Origin of the sequence: Paenibacillus sp. LS1 (assembly GCF_026013365.1) — a bacterium.
Classification (GTDB): Bacteria; Bacillota; Bacilli; order Paenibacillales; family Paenibacillaceae; genus Paenibacillus.
This window is the reverse complement of sequence record NZ_JAPDOE010000010.1, coordinates 166,087-182,879: the sequence shown is the minus strand read 5'-3', so window position 1 is coordinate 182,879 and position 16,793 is coordinate 166,087. Positions and strand designations below refer to the sequence as shown.

Genomic DNA, 16,793 nt, shown 5'->3' with positions numbered 1-16,793 from the left:
TAGCCTTTTCAACGAGACGTAAACGGGCGATGTGGAATTTGTATGAGAGAATATAAAAAGCCCACCATCGCTGGCGGGCTGTTACAGAAACAAGATATGAATCAATCAGTGCGAACGACCAGGAATAACACCTGTCTCTTCATAGGCTTCGACGATTTTGTCGATCTCTTTTTTCAATTCCTCAACCATGATTTCTTCAGGCACTTTACGGATCATCTTACCATGACGGAACAAGAGACCTTCTCCACGAGCACCGGCAATGCCGATATCCGCTTCTTTGGCTTCACCTGGACCATTAACTGCGCAACCCAGCACCGATACTTTAATCGGCACCTTAAGCTTAGAGATATACTCTTCCACTTCGTTGGCAATGGAGAACAAGTCGATGTCCAAACGTCCACACGTCGGGCAGGAGATCAATGTAGCTGCATTCGTAATGAGTCCAAAGGTTTTGAGCAAATCACGAGCAACCTTGATTTCTTCCACCGGGTCCGCGCTAAGCGAGATCCGCATCGTTGAACCAATACCCATGGACAGCAAGGCTCCCATACCTGCAGAGCTTTTGATCGTTCCCGAGAACAGTGTACCTGCTTCGGTAATCCCGAGATGCAACGGATACGGAATAATTTGAGCTGCTTTGGTATAAGCTTCAATCGCCATCGGCACATCGGATGCTTTGAGGGACACGATAATATCATGGAAATCCAGTTCTTCCAAGATACCAATGTGATACAATGCACTTTCTACCATAGCATCAGCCGTCGGGTACCCGTACTTCTCAAGCAGATGGTTTTCAAGTGAACCTGCATTTACCCCGATCCGAATTGGAATACCGCGATCTTTACAAGCCTTAACTACTTCTTCGACTTTAGCACGTTTACCAATATTACCTGGATTGATCCGCACTTTATCAATGCCGTTCTCAATTGCAAGTAAAGCCAGCTTATAGTTGAAATGAATATCTGCTACGAGCGGTATGTTAATACGTTTTTTGATTTCCTTGATGGCTGCGGCAGCTTCCTCATTATTCACCGTTACACGTACCACTTGACAGCCGGCTTCTTCCAGTCGCAAAATCTCTGCAACCGTTGCCTCAACGTCTGCCGTTTTGGTTGTACACATACTTTGGATAATGACTTCGTTACTGCCACCGATCGTTACGTTTCCCACTTTCACGGGACGTGTATCTTGTCTTAAATACATGAGTGATTTCTCTCCCCACAACGTCAAAGCTCCACCCTGACAGAGACACGAATTCGCCTTCTGCCAAAGTGGAGAACTGACAAGTCTATATTTCAGAGTTCAAACAGGATTCAGGCTTTAATTAGGCGCTTTCTTCCTGCTTATCGTCCTTCGATTGGCTAAGTTCAGGCACAACTCTTTTCTCAACGACTTCTTCGGTAATAACACAGTTCGTAACATCTTCACGTGAAGGCACTTCATACATGATTTCAAGCATGATGCCTTCAATGATGGCACGCAAACCACGTGCACCTGTGTTACGTTTGATTGCTTCTTTTGCAATCGCGAGCAATGCAGCTGGTTCAAATACCAGATTCACATTGTCCAGTTCAAGCAGTTTTTGGTACTGTTTGGTAAGCGCGTTTTTCGGTTCGGAAAGAATCCGTACCAACGTATCTTCGTCCAGTGGCTCCAAAGTGGAGATAACTGGCAGACGGCCTACAAATTCCGGAATCAGACCGAATTTCAACAAGTCTTCCGGCAATACCATACCCAGATATTCACCTGGTTTCAGATCTTGTTGCTCAGCCACGGTATTGAAACCAATGACTTTTTTACCGATCCGGCGTTTGATCATTTGCTCCAGACCATCAAAGGCACCGCCGCAAATGAACAGGATATTCGTTGTATCGATCTGAATGAATTCTTGATGAGGGTGTTTACGACCACCTTGTGGTGGTACAGAAGCCACGGTTCCTTCAAGAATTTTCAAGAGAGCCTGTTGAACACCTTCACCCGATACATCACGAGTAATGGATGGGTTTTCGGATTTACGCGCTACTTTATCAATCTCATCGATATAAATAATGCCACGCTCTGCTTTTTCCACATCATAATCAGCAGCTTGGATCAGCTTGAGCAGAATATTCTCTACATCCTCACCTACATAACCCGCTTCTGTTAATGAAGTAGCATCAGCAATAGCAAAAGGTACATTCAGAATTTTTGCCATCGTTTGCGCAAGCAACGTTTTACCAGAACCCGTAGGTCCTAACAGCAAAATGTTACTCTTCGACAACTCAACATCTTCAATCTTGCTTTGCGTGTTGATCCGTTTGTAGTGATTATACACTGCAACAGACAATGACTTCTTCGCTTGCTCCTGACCAATAACATATTGATCCAGGATATTACGAATTTCTTTCGGTTTTGGAATATCTTTGAGGTCTACTTCTTCATCATGACCGAGTTCTTCCTCAACGATTTCGGTGCAAAGTTCGATACATTCATCACAAATGTACACGCCTGGTCCAGCGACCAGCTTACGTACCTGTTCCTGAGATTTACCGCAAAAAGAGCATTTCAGTTGCCCTTTCTCATCGTTAAATTTAAACATGAAACCACCCCTTTAGGAATTGATCGGTCTACTGAGCACCTGGTCAATAATGCCGTACGTCTTAGCTTCGTCAGCGCTCATGAAGAAGTCACGGTCTGTATCCCGCTCAATTTTATCAAGAGACTGACCCGTACGATTGACGTATATTTGATTCAGTTTCTGACGTGTTTTAATAATCCATTCTGCGTGTATCTTAATATCCGCAGCCTGTCCTTGAATGCCGCCGAGCGGCTGATGAATCATCACTTCGCTGTTCGTCAGCGCATATCTCTTGCCAGGTGCACCGGCTGTCAGCAATAAAGAACCCATGCTTGCTGCCATCCCTACGCAAATGGTAGATACATCCGGCTTGATATATTGCATCGTATCGTATATACCCATCCCTGCAGTGACAGAACCACCAGGTGAGTTAATGTACAAGCTGATATCCTTTTCAGGATCGTCGGCTGCCAAAAACAAAAGCTGTGCTATGACAAGATTGGCTACATCGTCATCAATCGCACTGGTTAGAAAGATAATGCGATCCTTCAGCAAACGCGAATATATATCGTAAGACCGCTCGCCTCGATTGGTTTGTTCTATAACCATTGGCACCAGACTCATGAGACCAACCTCTTTTCTACATGTAATTAGACATAGGCCACCTGTAAAGCAAACCCAAATTCATTCTAACACTTTCCTGTGACAATGTCATTTTTCACAAGTGTGTCAGACATCAGTTCGTTTACTTTTTTGCCTGATCATATTTAACCATGTTTTCTATGTATGTGCAAATTGAAGCCATCCTATGCCGTATTGCCATTTTTTATTTGCACGAAGTGTCATAGGTATGTAAAAAGTGTACACCGATCAATAAAATTAGTATTCACCCATATTATTACTTCATTTTCTATAAAATGGATGTCATAATTTAAAAATAAGGCACGCAATGATTCACGTGCCTTATCGTTTATTCAACTGACAAGTTGATAACAGCTTGTCTTATTTTTCGTCAGCTTCTGCAACAACTTCTTCAGCTGGAGCTTCAACTGGCTCAACAACTGTGCTGTTCTCAACAAGAACGTCAATCGTTTTACGCAGTTTAACTTCATCGCGAAGGCTGTCCAGGGAACCATTACCCTCGAGGATGCCACGGATCTCATCAGCAGGACGCTTGTAAGATTCAGCCATTTTTTCGAGTTCTTGATTCACTTCTTCGTCAGATACTTCAATGTTTTCCGCTTTACCTACAGCTTCAAGCACCAGGTTGTTGCGAACACGTTTGGAAGCATCTTCTTGCATTTGTCCTCTCAGGTCAGCTTGAGTCTGGCCAGAGAAGCTCAGGAACATTTCAAGGTTCATACCTTGGTTGCGCAGACGGTTGTCGAAATCACGCATCATGTTTTGTACTTCGCTCTCAACCATTGCAGCAGGAATGTCCACTTCAGCGTTCTCAGCCACTTTTTCTACAACTGCATTTTCTTGAGCAGCTTTGGCTTCGTCAGCTTTACGGGATTCCAATTGTGTTTTCAGGTCAGCTTTGTACTCTTCCAGTGTGTCGAATTCACTAACATCTTTAGCAAACTCATCATCCAATGCAGGAAGCTGTTTGCGTTTGATTTCGTGAATTTTCACTTTGAATACCGCTTGTTTGCCAGCAAGTTCTGCTGCATGGTAGCTCTCTGGGAAAGTCACTTCTACGTCTTTGAAGTCGCCTGTGGAAAGACCCACAACTTGCTCTTCAAATCCAGGGATGAATGTGTTGGAACCCAGTTCCAGGGAATAACGCTCAGCTTGTCCACCTTCGAAAGGTACACCATCAACGGAACCGTCGAAGTCGATAACTGCAACGTCGCCGTTTGCAGCAGAACCTTCGTCGATTACAACGAGTTCAGCGTGACGTTGTTGAAGACGCTCAAGCTCTTCAGTCACTTCTGCGTCAGTTACTTCACCTTTTGCTACAGCAACTTCGATTCCTTTGTAGTCACCCAGGGTAACTTCAGGTTTCACAGTTACTTTCGCTTTGAACTTGAAAGTTTGTCCTTTAGCGAATTGTTCAACATCTACGTCAGGACGATCAACCGGGAAGATATCCGTTTGGTCGATTGCTTCTGTATAAGCTTCAGGAAGCAAAATGTCGATTGCTTCTTGATAAAGGCTCTCTACACCAAAACGTGCTTCGAAGATGGAACGTGGTACTTTACCTTTACGGAATCCAGGTACGTTTGCTTGTTTAACCACTTTATTAAAAGCTTTGTCGAGTGCTGCAGTTACACGATCTGCATCCACTTCAACCTCAAGAACCCCAAGGTTCTTCTCTATCTTTTCCCAAGTTGCTTTCATTGTATACTTTCCCCTCCAAAATTCACATGTTCACGTAGGCAATCACGTACAAAATAACCATTTTAGTATAAACAAGATTAGATTCTTTTTCAAGGGGAATCCCTTGATACAGTTTAAGGAAAACGTTTCCGGCCTCGATTAACCGTCCAAACCGGCAGATACAAACTGTTTCATCGAACGATAAGCCTGCTCCAGTCGAAAGCGCATCGCGCCTGTCACAGCATACATTGAGCGGGTATTTTCCTCATCATGCGAGCCACCCAGACTGTCTGCAACGGTCATATGTAGAGCTGCTGCCCATATATCTGTCATGGAATCATTTTCTTCCAACATCGATACATAATCACGGGTTCCATACACCGCCATGACATATTGTATCCACAGTTCCTGGGCAAAATAAAAGAGAGTAGGTTCATGAACCTCCGTCTGATCTGCCACTCGTTCCAGAATCTGAACGATTTGGAGCGGGAATTCCTCTGGTTTAAGAGGCACGGTATCAATCTCGACCTCTACCTGCTCTTCGCCTCTCGTAAACAGGATCATACCTTGAACACCTCTACGACGCAAGGTTTGCAGCACCCGGAACTGAAGTAAAGGGTGAAGCGACTTATCTTTTAACCAACTCGTAAGTGCCTCATCAATCTTCGGCAGATCAAGATAGGCCAGTTGCTCCAAAGCCAGCATCGTCTGTTCAGACAACGGTTCTTCCATTACTGTGCGAAGCATCTTATCTGCATAACCATCATCCTGTTCAAGCTTCAAACGGGCATGCTGCCTCGCCATGTCTTCCTCACTGATCTCTTCCTCTTCCCGTTCCTCATCAACGGCAGGCGAGGTTTCTTCATAATGAGGGAACGCGGCCTGAAGCCATTCGAGCAGGGCCCGCCATTCATCATAATGGCGCTCTTCCTGTCCCTGACATTGCAGCAAAAAGTGAAGCAATTTCATCGCTTCACCATACCGTTCATTTTCAAGCATCACTGTCAATTGAATCTGGTAATAGTCCAGCGTCTTAGGAAACAGCACAATATTGTTGTTGTGCTCGGTTTCCGGGGTCGTGGATTCCTTAATAGGAGCACCTCCTCTATATCCTGAATCTCCAGTCGGAATCAACATAAATAGATGTATATATTAAAACGATTGTCGATCTATTTTCTGAGTTCTCCTGATATTCTAACATAACCTTAAATATAATGAAAAAAACGTTACTGCCGCCAAATATCATATATGAAAACCATATTAAAATAAAACGCTTGATATTCCTCTTTGCATGTGATAAAATCAATTTTGCTTGAAAAAATTCATGTCTCAGTAGCTCAGCTGGATAGAGCAACGCCCTTCTAAGGCGTCGGTCGGGGGTTCGAATCCCTCCTGGGACGTATAAAAAGAAGCTTCCTTCGGGAAGCTTTTTTTGCGTTCTAGGGATGAGTTTGACCCATTTCATTGCTCAATATTGACATAGAATGTTATGCTTGCGGAGTGGATAATGTAACAATCCATACATATTAACTCATTAGGAAACAGGAGATTTTATCATGTCATCTTCAATACAACAGCACTCATCCATCCAAGCCGAGGAAGAACATTCTTCGACATCCAAAAGATTCGGCCTGTTATTAGCAGGCATTATCGTCATCGCCGCTACCATGAGGTCACCGATCACGGCAATTGGTCCCGTCGTGGAGATGATCCGGTCCGACACAGGTATCGGTCATACAATGGCAGGGCTTCTGACCTCGCTTCCTCTGCTCGCCTTTGCAGCAGTCTCTCCGTTTGCACCACGTCTTGCGAAACGTTTAGGACTCGAATCAGCCTTGCTGATCGCTATCATCATCGTAACTCTCGGGGTGGCGTTACGTTTATCCCCCTCTGTCTTGGCCTTATATGCAGGAACTGCCATCTTGGGATGCGGCATTGCGTTAAGCAACGTGCTTTTACCCAGTTTGATCAAACGCGATTTTCCATTGCGGGTAGGTATCGTGACGGGGCTATACTCCGTATCCATGAATATATTTGGCGCCATCGCCTCAGGCATGAGTGTGCCAGTAGCAGGAGCAACCTCCATCGGTTGGCGCGCTTCTCTGGGCATGTGGGCCATATTATCCATACTTGCACTTCTCTTGTGGCTCCCCCAAGTCGCTGCGGGACGCCAGCGAATGTTATATGTGACCAGCCAGAGTGAAGGGACGCCTGTACGTCTACGGACATCATCCTTGGCTTGGTTTATTACATTATTTATGGGTCTGCAATCTCTAATCTTCTATACTACGATTACCTGGCTTCCCGAGATTCTCGCCGAGCAAGGCTTCAGCCCCACCTCAGCAGGCTGGATGCTCTCCTTGATGCAGATGGTTAGCGTACCCGTTACCTTTATCGTTCCAATCCTTGCTGGTAGAACGCGAGACCAGCGTGTTCTAACCACGGTAACGTGCTCATCTTTAATTGTCGGGTATGCTTTATTGTTAAGCGGACTCCCTTCACTCGTTACCATCGGCGTCACGTTGGCTGGAATAGGTGCTGGCGCTTCCTTTGGACTGGTGACGATGTTCTTCGTCCTTCGCACAAAAGATGCCAGACAAGCTGCCAGCCTATCCGGTATGGCCCAGTCAATCGGTTATATGCTGGCGGCAGTGGGACCTCTACTGTTCGGCATGCTTCATGACTGGACAAAAGGGTGGACCCTTCCATTGCTGATACAGGTTCTTCTGGCCATCGCCTTACTCATCGCAGGTATCCAGGCCAGCAAGAATCGAATGATCGGGTAGTCATACAATTCATTTAATAGAAAAGAACAAAATAAAACGGCCTCCATCCTGCAAAATCAGGATGGAGGCCGTTTGTGCGTTGAATAATTCCTTCATTAATTGATCAGATTCAATGAGGAAGATCTTACTTCACTTTTACCGTAATCGTGTCTGTGCTAGTAACTCCAGCTGTGTTAATTAACTCAGCTCGATACGTATACGTACCCGAAGCTTTCCCGGACAGTGTACTCACAGCACTTTGCGCAAGAGGTGTAACCGGACGAAGTTCTTGGGTATCGATCAGTTGATCATTCTCATAGAGACGATACTCGGAGGCATTCGTCCCCCACCACAGGTTCATGGTTACCTTATAGTTGCCGTCGCCATCCCAGTTATCCTGAGAGAGAACTGCTTTGCCTGGCGTTGCATTGGTAACTTGAACAGTCAACGTCTGACTCCGCGTTGTTCCCTTGTCATTCGTTAGCTCGGCCACATACGTATATGTGCCGTTGGCTTTGCCCGTGATCTTCGTCTGAGCAGATTGCGCCGAAGGCGCGTTATAAGTCAGCTTCTGCGTATCAACCAGAACCCCGTCCTCATATAATTTGTAGCTAGTTGCGTTCTCGCCCCACCACAGGTTCATGGTAACGATATACGAACCTTCTGGCAGGCCGTTGCCTACCCAGTTATTGTGAGACAATGCAGGCGTACCTGGGGCCTTGGTAGCCGGAGTTTCGGGTTCGGTCTCCACGGCTTCCAATTTCAGTGCCGTATTGGCTGTACCCGAAAGCCCCTGTTGGTCTTTTACTGTAAGTTCAACGACATATTCGCCCGCTTCGATCCCTTCCAAAGGAAGGCTGAAGGTGCCATCAGGCTGTACTTCAAAGACTCCTTCTTTTTGAATCGAGCCATCTTCTTTTTTCACAACATACGTTGCTTCCAAGGAAGCTGCCGGATCAAACGCAATGTCCCAACCGCTGGCAAGCGCAGGTGCAACTCGGAAGTACAAATCTTCCACGCTACCATCAAGGATAGCAGATTCATCTACTTTGAACTCCAACGCTTCTGGTGCAGTTACAGCCGGAGCTGTCTTTTTGACCAAAAATGTAGAAGTATCTTCCTTATAGGTTTTGCCGTCCGTACCAATGGTAGTGATATCAACCGTGTATAGACCATCTGGAATCTCTGTCACTTCATCCGTTGTGTAGTCTGCATATGTGCCGTTCCAGGCAAGGTTATATCTTGCATTTGCACTGAAGTTAAAATAGTTACCGAAAATGGAGCCGATATATCCATCTTGATAATATCCACCTTCTGGGTTAAGACCATCATAAATCTCAATCAGGGCGAAAGTCATCGGATTATAGAATTCCATCGCTACGTTAAGCGTATCTAATGTACCATCAGCCTTCAATGGATAATGGAATGGATTTTTTTCAGTGCCTTTTACCGTCTCAATATACTTCACTCCACTCAACGTAACGTTGAAATGAGCAACATATGGCACAGTAAAGGTACTGGTTCCGTTCGACAACTCAATGTATCCTTGTGCTTCTGTAACCGCAGTAACCCCTCGTGGAACGGTGATTGTCACAGCAAGTTCTTCCTCACCATTCAGTGTGAAGGAACTCTTGTCTACCGCAACAGATACACCTGCCACATTACGAGTTGGATTCACATTTACAGTGTAATCCCCACCGCTACCATTCAATGCTTCAACTTTGATTGTTTTGGTAATGGTCTTTTCATCTGTGCTCAGGAAATTACCGTAGTTGATGCTTCCGGTGATATTATCCTTTTCAACAACTACGCCACTCTCTGTGTATTGAGTAACATCAAGCACTTTCACAAAAGCAGCAGGATCAATGGTGTTCACAGCCTGAATACGGCCAGCACCTTGATCAAATACATCAAACTTGGTCGTATCCAGCACCTTACTATTGTTCATGAGCGCTACTTTGATATCAAATGGCGTCCAGTCCGGATGCTTCTCAATCAACAGCGCAATCAAACCTGCTACATGAGGTGTAGCCATACTTGTACCTGTTTTACGATCATAAGCTTGTGCGTAATCTGCGTCCGGCTCATCCTTGCCGTAGGCAGGAATCGTAGACAGAATGCTAGTACCTGGGGCAACAATATCCGGTTTAATGTCCAGTGTTACCTTCGCAGGTCCACGTGAACTGGATGAATTCATTTCGTCGCCCGGAGTTTGTGAACGTTCAAAATCACTAAAGCTCACTTCAACGGCTTGTCCTGCGTCCAGTTCAGCCTTGATCACATCTCCATCTTCCTTGGACATGCTCAGTGTTGGAATGAGTTCAAAATTATCGCCCAGACTTACACCGATTGGACCCGGAATGTTGTTATATACGATAACAGCCTCGGCTCCAGCTGCTTTGGCATTGGCGACTTTCTCTACAAATGCCAGTTCACCCCGCTGAATCAATGCGACTTTACCTGTAAAATCCTTGCCTTCAAAATCAGCTGGTTTACCCAGTGCTGCAAATTCAAGTCCGAATTTCCCTATCAAAACAGTTTCAGGGTCTGCTGACAGGCTCCAACCCATCAGATCCAGACGGTAAACCGACTCTGTAATAGACAGTGGAGCTTCGGTCGGAGCAATTACAGACTCTTCTCCCACAGGAGCAGCTTCAGGAGATACTTCGACCGGTGCAGAAGGTGATGCAGATGGAGTATTTTCTTCTGTTGTAGCTTCTTCTACAGCTTCTTCAGAAACTACGTCTTCCACAGCTGCAGCACTTTCTTCAGTAGCAGTTGCGGGTACGTCTTGCTCTGAAACTTCAGGTGCTTCTGTTCCAGGTGCTGTCCCCAGTTCAGGAGATTCTTCAACCTCTGGCACAGGTTGTTGTTCAGGCAACACTTCTTCGCCCTCTTCACCAATCCAGAAGTGAGTATCAGCTGTAATAAGCTGACTAGGACCTGTAGAGTTACCTACCGTAATGGCCATGGCAGATGCACCCGGAGAACCGAGTGTATAACGGTTAGGTCCACTGTTACCACTTGCTACAACCGCTGTCACACCGGACAACATCGCATTGTTAAGGGCAACCGAAGTGACATAACTTGGATCGTTGGCGGCGTTACCCAACGAGAGATTGATCACGTCCATGCCATCTTCAACAGAACGATCGATTCCGCCGAGTACCCATGACGTTTGACCACTACCATACGGTCCAAGTACACGGTAAGCATAGATATCTGCTTCAGGTGCAACACCAACAATGCCGTAGTCCCCTGCCTCACGAGCAGCAATGGTACCGGCTACGTGCGTACCATGGGATGTGTAATAGGCACTTCCATTGGCGTTAAACTCAGGTTCACCTGACACTTTCCATTCTTGATATGTTGCTTCATACGGATCATTGTCGTTTCCAACAAAGTCCCATCCGCCTTTGTAGGCTTCTTGCAAATTGGGATGTTCGTAGTCGATCCCTGTATCAATGACACCTACTTTGACGCCATTTCCTTTGTAACCCAGATCCCATACTTCAGGTGCACCAATAAAAGGCGCTGTGTCTTTCATATACGGGTTCACTTCATCTGTCTCGGGAGCTATTGTAACTTCAAGGTCAGGATATACGCTGACCACGCCTGGTATCTGAAGCAATTGTCCTACTTGGTTTCCTTTAAGCTCAATCGCTACACCATTCAGGGCATATGCATACTCTTCCAATACTTCATGTTTGATTTTCTTCTGAGTGAGGCTATGTACAAATGACTCTTGTTGTTGCTCAACTTGAGTCACAGCCTTTGTTTCCATAGAGGAGGTAAATGATTTTCCTGAGAGGGTTGATTCACCTTGCGCTACTGCAACAGGTTTATTCGAAAGCTCAACGATAACTCGGGTGTTTTCTCCACCCAGGCCTTCCAAGCTTTTATCCAAAAATGGATCTGCGGCAAGTTTTGCTTCCCGCCCTGCAAGAATCTCTCTCCATTGTTTGGCTTCGGCTGTACTCGGTAGGTTCTCAAGCTGAATAATTGAATCTGCGGGAGCGGCTCCAGCCGCTGGAAGAATAATGGAAAAGACCATCAGAACACTTAATAACGTGGATATCAATCGTTTGCTCAAGGCTATGCCCCTCCTTTTAAATGTGAGTACCTCACCAAATGATGGGTTCCTGCTATTCGCATGTACTGCAATACCTGCTCAATTTCACCACCTATCTGCAAGAAGATTGACCCTTGGTAAATTATTCTATCAAAATACCACATTTTCCTTCTAAATACTTACAAATATGATATAGAAATTACTTATATGGGTCTTGGGTATGATAAAAATATCCATTTGTAATTATTTGTCGTTTGAATATTTCAATTTTTAAAATAGTGCATCAAAAAAAGACCAAGATCCTCTTTATTAGAAAGAGATTCTCGGTCTACATGTGAAGAATAGTTGTTATAAAAAAGACCATAATATTTCTTTTAACAATGATAAATAGATATCACATTCAACTTTCTGGCTTCACGGCCTCAATACGCAGGCGCTTGTAATCGGCATACATCGCATCTTCTTTCCAAAGGTAAGGCAACACGATCTGACTGGTTTCATGGCAGATTTTTTGTATCTCATCCTGGCTGAAACCTGCAAAATAGTCGCCTCCAAAATGAGCCAACCAGCCTACTATACCCTGCTCACCATCTGCCAGTCTGGTAGGACGGTCGTAGTGATAGGCCTGTCGCACCACAAATCCACTTTGTTCCAGAATATAGCTATATTCTCCGATCGAAGGAAAATACCAAGGATTGCGTTCCGATGCACGAATGCCTGTGTTACGTTCCACGACCTCCTCTAGTGCATCCACAATGATCTGCACGTTCCCTTTACCGCCGAATTCTGCGACAAAACGCCCTCCGGGCTTCAGAGACTTCCAGATACTATCCACCACTAGTCGCGGACTTCGCATCCAGTGCAGCGCCGCATTGGAAAATACGGCATCATACGGTCTATTCGTCTCAAACTGATGACCGTCTCCTTCCACGAATTCAATATCGGGGAATTTCTTCCTCGCACGGCGAATCATGTCCGGGGATGCATCCATGCCAATAACCTCGGCTTCGGCCAGAGAAATTTCATACGTCAAATCCCCCGTCCCGCAACCCAGATCAAGGATGAATTCCCCTTTCCGAGGTTGAAGCCATGAGATCAGGTTTTTGCCGTATCCGGATACAAAAGCCAGTTTGTTGTCATACTCATCTGCCTGCCATTGATTTAATGATTTCATGGATACCACCGTCGCTTTCATCGTTGATATCCTCATTGTGACATAGAATTGTTTATTGTTTAAATATATAGAATCTATTTATTCAATAGGCAAAACCAATAAACAACTTTACTTTAAACGCAAAGAGGAGGGATAATCTCCTTCCAGTCGAGACTGTGAAGTGGTGCTAACGAAGCGGATGCTCAGACGAACCATTGGGGTTCTCATCCCTAGAACGAAAAATAAGAAGCTTCCCGAAGGAAGCTTCTTATTTTTTTACGTCCCAGGAGGGATTCGAACCCCCGACCGACGCCTTAGAAGGGCGTTGCTCTATCCAGCTGAGCTACTGAGACAAATATGTATAATAAATTTTCGGCGCGGTTCTTATTATACTCTGTTTTCTATATTTTTCAATAGTTTTATAAAAAAATTAATAATTATACTTAAATGAGGGTTCAAAAATGTACTTTTCGGTGTTATTCTCATACTCCAGTACCATTCGGAATATGATAGCTTGAACCAGGCTATATTGAGGAGATTGGAACAATTAGAGCAGGATTAACATAAGACATTTTCAATGTCAGAATTGCTGGGTAATCTTTTGCATACATACATTTCAATGTTCCATTGAAGGAGAGAATCGTCATGAGACAACTTTTATCAGCCCTATCCTATTTCAGTATTTTCTTTGCCCCGTTCCTGTTTCCGATCATTATATGGATTGTTGCCAAGGATGCTTACATTGAGGGACACGCAAAACGCGCCTTATTCTCACATGTATTCCCGTTTCTCGCTGCTATTCCGCTATTTTATTTCTTCGTGACTGCGCATAGCCTGGGTTCTGCCGTCGGGTTTGTCATTCTATTCTTTGTGATCTACGGATTAAGCTTTGTATACAACGTGGTCAAAGGCATTCAAGTACTGCGTGAGTATGCTTGATCGCAACACCACCTATTCTGGATTCTCGCGTAACAAACCCCGCCGTTCAACAACGGCGGGGTTTTTCCAGTTACAGATGCATTTACAGTTATAGCAGCAACAAGTCACTCTCTACGTAATGCTCAACATTGAATCCTATTCCCGCTAGCAACATATGTGTTGCTGTAGCATTGCCTCTTAAGCCTGCCCAATCAAGTACCGTTGAAGTGTGGGACCGAGCAAACCAAAGGCAAACAGTTCACTTTGAAACCGAGCCTTATCTTCTTCGGCAGTAATACCTTCGCTGTTCTCAAATGCAGTTTCTGTCGCCTCTTCAAATGCGGTATGCATATTATTGTTGTACCAGTCGATCGCCGAATCGGAGTGATTACGTACAATTCGAACAACTTCGAGCGAATTTCCTGGCTGAGTTGAGGCCACGTATACAAGTAATGACGGATCTCCGGCATTCCCAGGCTGCACTTCCACCTCTGCACAAGACAATCCATCTACCTCGGTTAATCTGCGTATTTTAGCATCTTGAATGGCATACATTCATCATCGCGCTCCTTTTCCTTTGTGCTTATCATGTACTTTGTTCAATCTGATATCGTGTCTCTGGTGTCCCCAATCGGTAAATCTCCCGATACACCTGTTGTAATACCGTTTCATACGCCCGGTTTACGGACTCCTCCGGTGTATCTGGCCATGGGAATACCATACCAGGAAAGGCCTCTTCCTCCTTTTCCTGCATGAGATTGAGCAGTCCCAGCAATTGCTCCGCTTCCTGTGGCGTTGCCTGAATGATCCATTCATACGATGTTACAGATGGATCCGGAATAACGGAGCGGCCCATGACAGACACATAATACTTCATACTGTCCATTGCATGTTCTCTCCTTCACAGGCATGTTGAGGCCGTTGTCCCTAGAACTAGTTTCCGAAGAGGACAGACATTTTATGCCTGCTTTCGGCATATATTTGATACGACTTCTGACGAAAAAGACAACATTTGCTGGCTGTCAGTAATTCAAGCAGCCATACGGATGAATGACTCGACCAAGAAAGGATGAACAAACCATGTGCGGTATTACCGGCTTCATACAGTGGAATCGGGATCTGACCCAGGAATCAGAGCTGCTGGTCCGTATGACGGACAGCTTGTCGAACCGGGGGCCCGACGCTTCAGGTACATGGATCTCCAATCCTTGTGCCTTTGGACATCGGCGTCTTAGTGTAATGGACCCCGAGAACGGGGCACAGCCCATGCATGCGTTACAGGGAGATACCTCCTATACCGTCGTGTATAACGGAGAACTATACAATGCACCCGAGTTGAAAAAGGAATTGCTCCAGCGGGGGCATCAGTTCCGTACGCAATGTGATACGGAAGTGTTGCTCGCCTCTTATATTGAGTGGGGACCGGCATGCGTTGACCGGTTTAACGGGATTTTCGCTTTTGCCATATGGGATGGGGGACGCGAACAGGTTTTTATCGCACGGGATCGCCTTGGTGTGAAACCTCTGTTCTACAGCAATGCCAAAGACACACTGGTATTCGGCTCAGAGCCCAAAGCTCTGCTCATTCACCCGGATGTGGAAGCCGCTGTTGGCCCGGAAGGATTAGCTGAAGTCTTTATTGTAGGGCCTGCACGGACACCAGGACACGGCGTATACTCTTCACTGAACGAACTCAAACCTGCGCACGCGCTCATCTACAACCGAAACGGGATTCGAACCTATGCCTATTGGAAACTGGAAAGCCAGCAACACGAACATAACCTGGAAGAGACGGCAGCCGAGGTACGCACACTCTTGCAAGATACACTGGAGCGCCAGTTGGCATCGGATGTTCCTGTATGTTCTCTTTTATCAGGAGGACTGGACTCCAGTGCCTTGTCTGCGTTAGCCGTGGATTATTACAACCGGACGGGGCAAGGCCAAGTCAGTACGTATTCTGTCGATTATGTGGATAATGCCAAGCATTTTCAGGCGCATTCCTTTCAGCCCGGTGCAGATGGGCCGTGGATTAAGCGAATGGTCGATGAACTCAAGACCGACCATCACTGGATAGAAATCGAGAACGGTGAACTTGTTCATGCATTGACACAGGCCATGCTTGTGCGGGATCTACCAGGCATGGCGGATGTGGACTCCTCGCTCTATTTGTTCTGTAAAGAAATCAAAAAAGGGGCCACAGTTGCCATTTCAGGTGAAGCGGCGGATGAAGTGTTCGGCGGTTACCCTTGGTTCCATCGCGAAGATATGCTGAACTCCGGTACGTTTCCATGGTCTGTAGCGCCTGATATGCGAGCCGCACTTTTATCCCCGGACATTCGGGAATGGATTCGACCACTCGACTATTTGGCAGACCGTTATTCGGATGCAGTGGCTGAAGTGCCTCTTCTGGATGGGGAAACGGGCAAAGCCGCACAAATGCGGGTGATGTCCTACCTCAACATTACACGTTTCATGCCTACACTTCTGGATCGCAAAGACCGGATGAGTATGGGGGCAGGATTGGAAGTACGGGTACCTTACTGTGACCATCGTCTGATTCAATATGTATTTAACGTCCCTTGGGAAATGAAAATAACGGGCGGGCGGGAAAAAGGTATTCTGCGAAAAGCACTCGAAGGTGTCCTGCCTGACGATGTGTTATATCGCAAAAAGAGCCCGTACCCGAAAACACATAATCCACAGTATCTGGCCGCGGTCAAACAACAGGTACTTGATATCCTGGATGATCCCACATCGCCTATCTTGCCTTTGATCGACAAAGCTCAGATCCGCAATCTTGCATCTTCACCGGATGCTGCTTCCAATCTTCCCTGGTTTGGACAGTTGATGTCAGGTCCCCAGCTATTTGCATATCTGACTCAGATCAACTCCTGGTTGAAGACATATAAAGTCGCTATTCGTTAGAATGACCTTCTGATCTCTCATTCATCAAAAAAAGGGTGTCAGGAGAACAGCATAAGCGCTGTTCTCCTGACACCCTCTTGT

12 protein-coding genes and 2 tRNA genes are annotated in these 16,793 nt (G+C 45.7%); 4 read left to right on the top strand and 10 right to left on the bottom strand.

The features are described 5' to 3' along the window. Positions 1–105: 105 nt before the first annotated feature. The 5 genes from ispG to OM416_RS25535 all read right to left on the bottom strand — a co-directional run bounded on the left by ispG (position 106) and on the right by OM416_RS25535 (position 5,971). Positions 106–1,203, bottom strand: a complete 1,098-nt coding sequence (gene ispG, locus OM416_RS25555) for a flavodoxin-dependent (E)-4-hydroxy-3-methylbut-2-enyl-diphosphate synthase (protein ID WP_017692591.1) — start codon at positions 1,201–1,203, stop codon at positions 106–108. 121 nt (positions 1,204–1,324) lie between these two features. After that, entirely contained in the window at positions 1,325–2,578 is a 1,254-nt protein-coding gene (clpX, locus tag OM416_RS25550; protein ID WP_062837817.1) for an ATP-dependent protease ATP-binding subunit ClpX, read from the bottom strand. 12 nt (positions 2,579–2,590) lie between these two features. Continuing rightward, on the bottom strand, positions 2,591–3,181 hold the full coding sequence (gene clpP, locus OM416_RS25545) for an ATP-dependent Clp endopeptidase proteolytic subunit ClpP (RefSeq protein ID WP_264934246.1): 591 nt from the start codon (positions 3,179–3,181) through the stop codon (positions 2,591–2,593). A gap of 378 nt (positions 3,182–3,559) precedes the next feature. Next, on the bottom strand, positions 3,560–4,900 hold the full coding sequence (gene tig / locus OM416_RS25540) for a trigger factor (RefSeq protein ID WP_264934245.1): 1,341 nt from the start codon (positions 4,898–4,900) through the stop codon (positions 3,560–3,562). Positions 4,901–5,038: 138 nt separating this feature from the next. Beyond that, complete coding sequence (locus OM416_RS25535) at positions 5,039–5,971, bottom strand: hypothetical protein (protein WP_413775829.1); 933 nt, start codon at positions 5,969–5,971, stop codon at positions 5,039–5,041. Between the two features lie 234 nt (positions 5,972–6,205). On the opposite strand from OM416_RS25535, the gene OM416_RS25530 reads away from it, so the two are divergent. Both OM416_RS25530 and OM416_RS25525 read left to right on the top strand, forming a co-directional pair. Beyond that, positions 6,206–6,279: transfer RNA gene (locus OM416_RS25530), tRNA-Arg, on the top strand. A 156-nt stretch (positions 6,280–6,435) separates the two neighbouring features. Beyond that, positions 6,436–7,665, top strand: coding sequence for a CynX/NimT family MFS transporter (locus OM416_RS25525; RefSeq protein ID WP_264934244.1), 1,230 nt, complete (start codon positions 6,436–6,438; stop codon positions 7,663–7,665). Between the two features lie 124 nt (positions 7,666–7,789). Here the strand turns inward: OM416_RS25525 and OM416_RS31845 are convergent, their stop codons facing one another. The 3 genes from OM416_RS31845 to OM416_RS25500 all read right to left on the bottom strand — a co-directional run bounded on the left by OM416_RS31845 (position 7,790) and on the right by OM416_RS25500 (position 13,222). Further along, positions 7,790–11,737, bottom strand: coding sequence for a S8 family serine peptidase (locus OM416_RS31845; protein WP_319951932.1), 3,948 nt, complete (start codon positions 11,735–11,737; stop codon positions 7,790–7,792). 379 nt (positions 11,738–12,116) lie between these two features. Further along, a complete protein-coding gene (locus tag OM416_RS25505; protein WP_264934276.1) occupies positions 12,117–12,890 on the bottom strand; it encodes a class I SAM-dependent methyltransferase in 774 nt (257 codons plus the stop codon). A 258-nt stretch (positions 12,891–13,148) separates the two neighbouring features. Next, positions 13,149–13,222, bottom strand: a tRNA-Arg gene (locus OM416_RS25500). Between the two features lie 292 nt (positions 13,223–13,514). Between OM416_RS25500 and OM416_RS25495 the strand changes: the two genes are divergently transcribed. Further along, positions 13,515–13,808: a DUF4870 domain-containing protein gene (locus OM416_RS25495; protein ID WP_062837822.1), complete on the top strand. Its 294-nt coding sequence runs from the start codon at positions 13,515–13,517 to the stop codon at positions 13,806–13,808. 177 nt (positions 13,809–13,985) lie between these two features. Here the strand turns inward: OM416_RS25495 and OM416_RS25490 are convergent, their stop codons facing one another. After that, positions 13,986–14,342 carry a hypothetical protein gene (locus OM416_RS25490; protein ID WP_145325244.1) on the bottom strand — a complete coding sequence of 119 codons (357 nt, stop codon included), beginning with the start codon at positions 14,340–14,342 and terminating at the stop codon, positions 13,986–13,988. Positions 14,343–14,373: 31 nt separating this feature from the next. Then, a complete protein-coding gene (locus tag OM416_RS25485) occupies positions 14,374–14,673 on the bottom strand; it encodes a hypothetical protein (protein ID WP_145325243.1) in 300 nt (99 codons plus the stop codon). A 194-nt stretch (positions 14,674–14,867) separates the two neighbouring features. On the opposite strand from OM416_RS25485, the gene asnB reads away from it, so the two are divergent. Continuing rightward, positions 14,868–16,712 (top strand): asparagine synthase (glutamine-hydrolyzing), encoded by a 1,845-nt coding sequence (asnB, locus tag OM416_RS25480; RefSeq protein WP_264934275.1) that lies wholly within the window; start codon positions 14,868–14,870, stop codon positions 16,710–16,712. Positions 16,713–16,793: the final 81 nt, after the last annotated feature.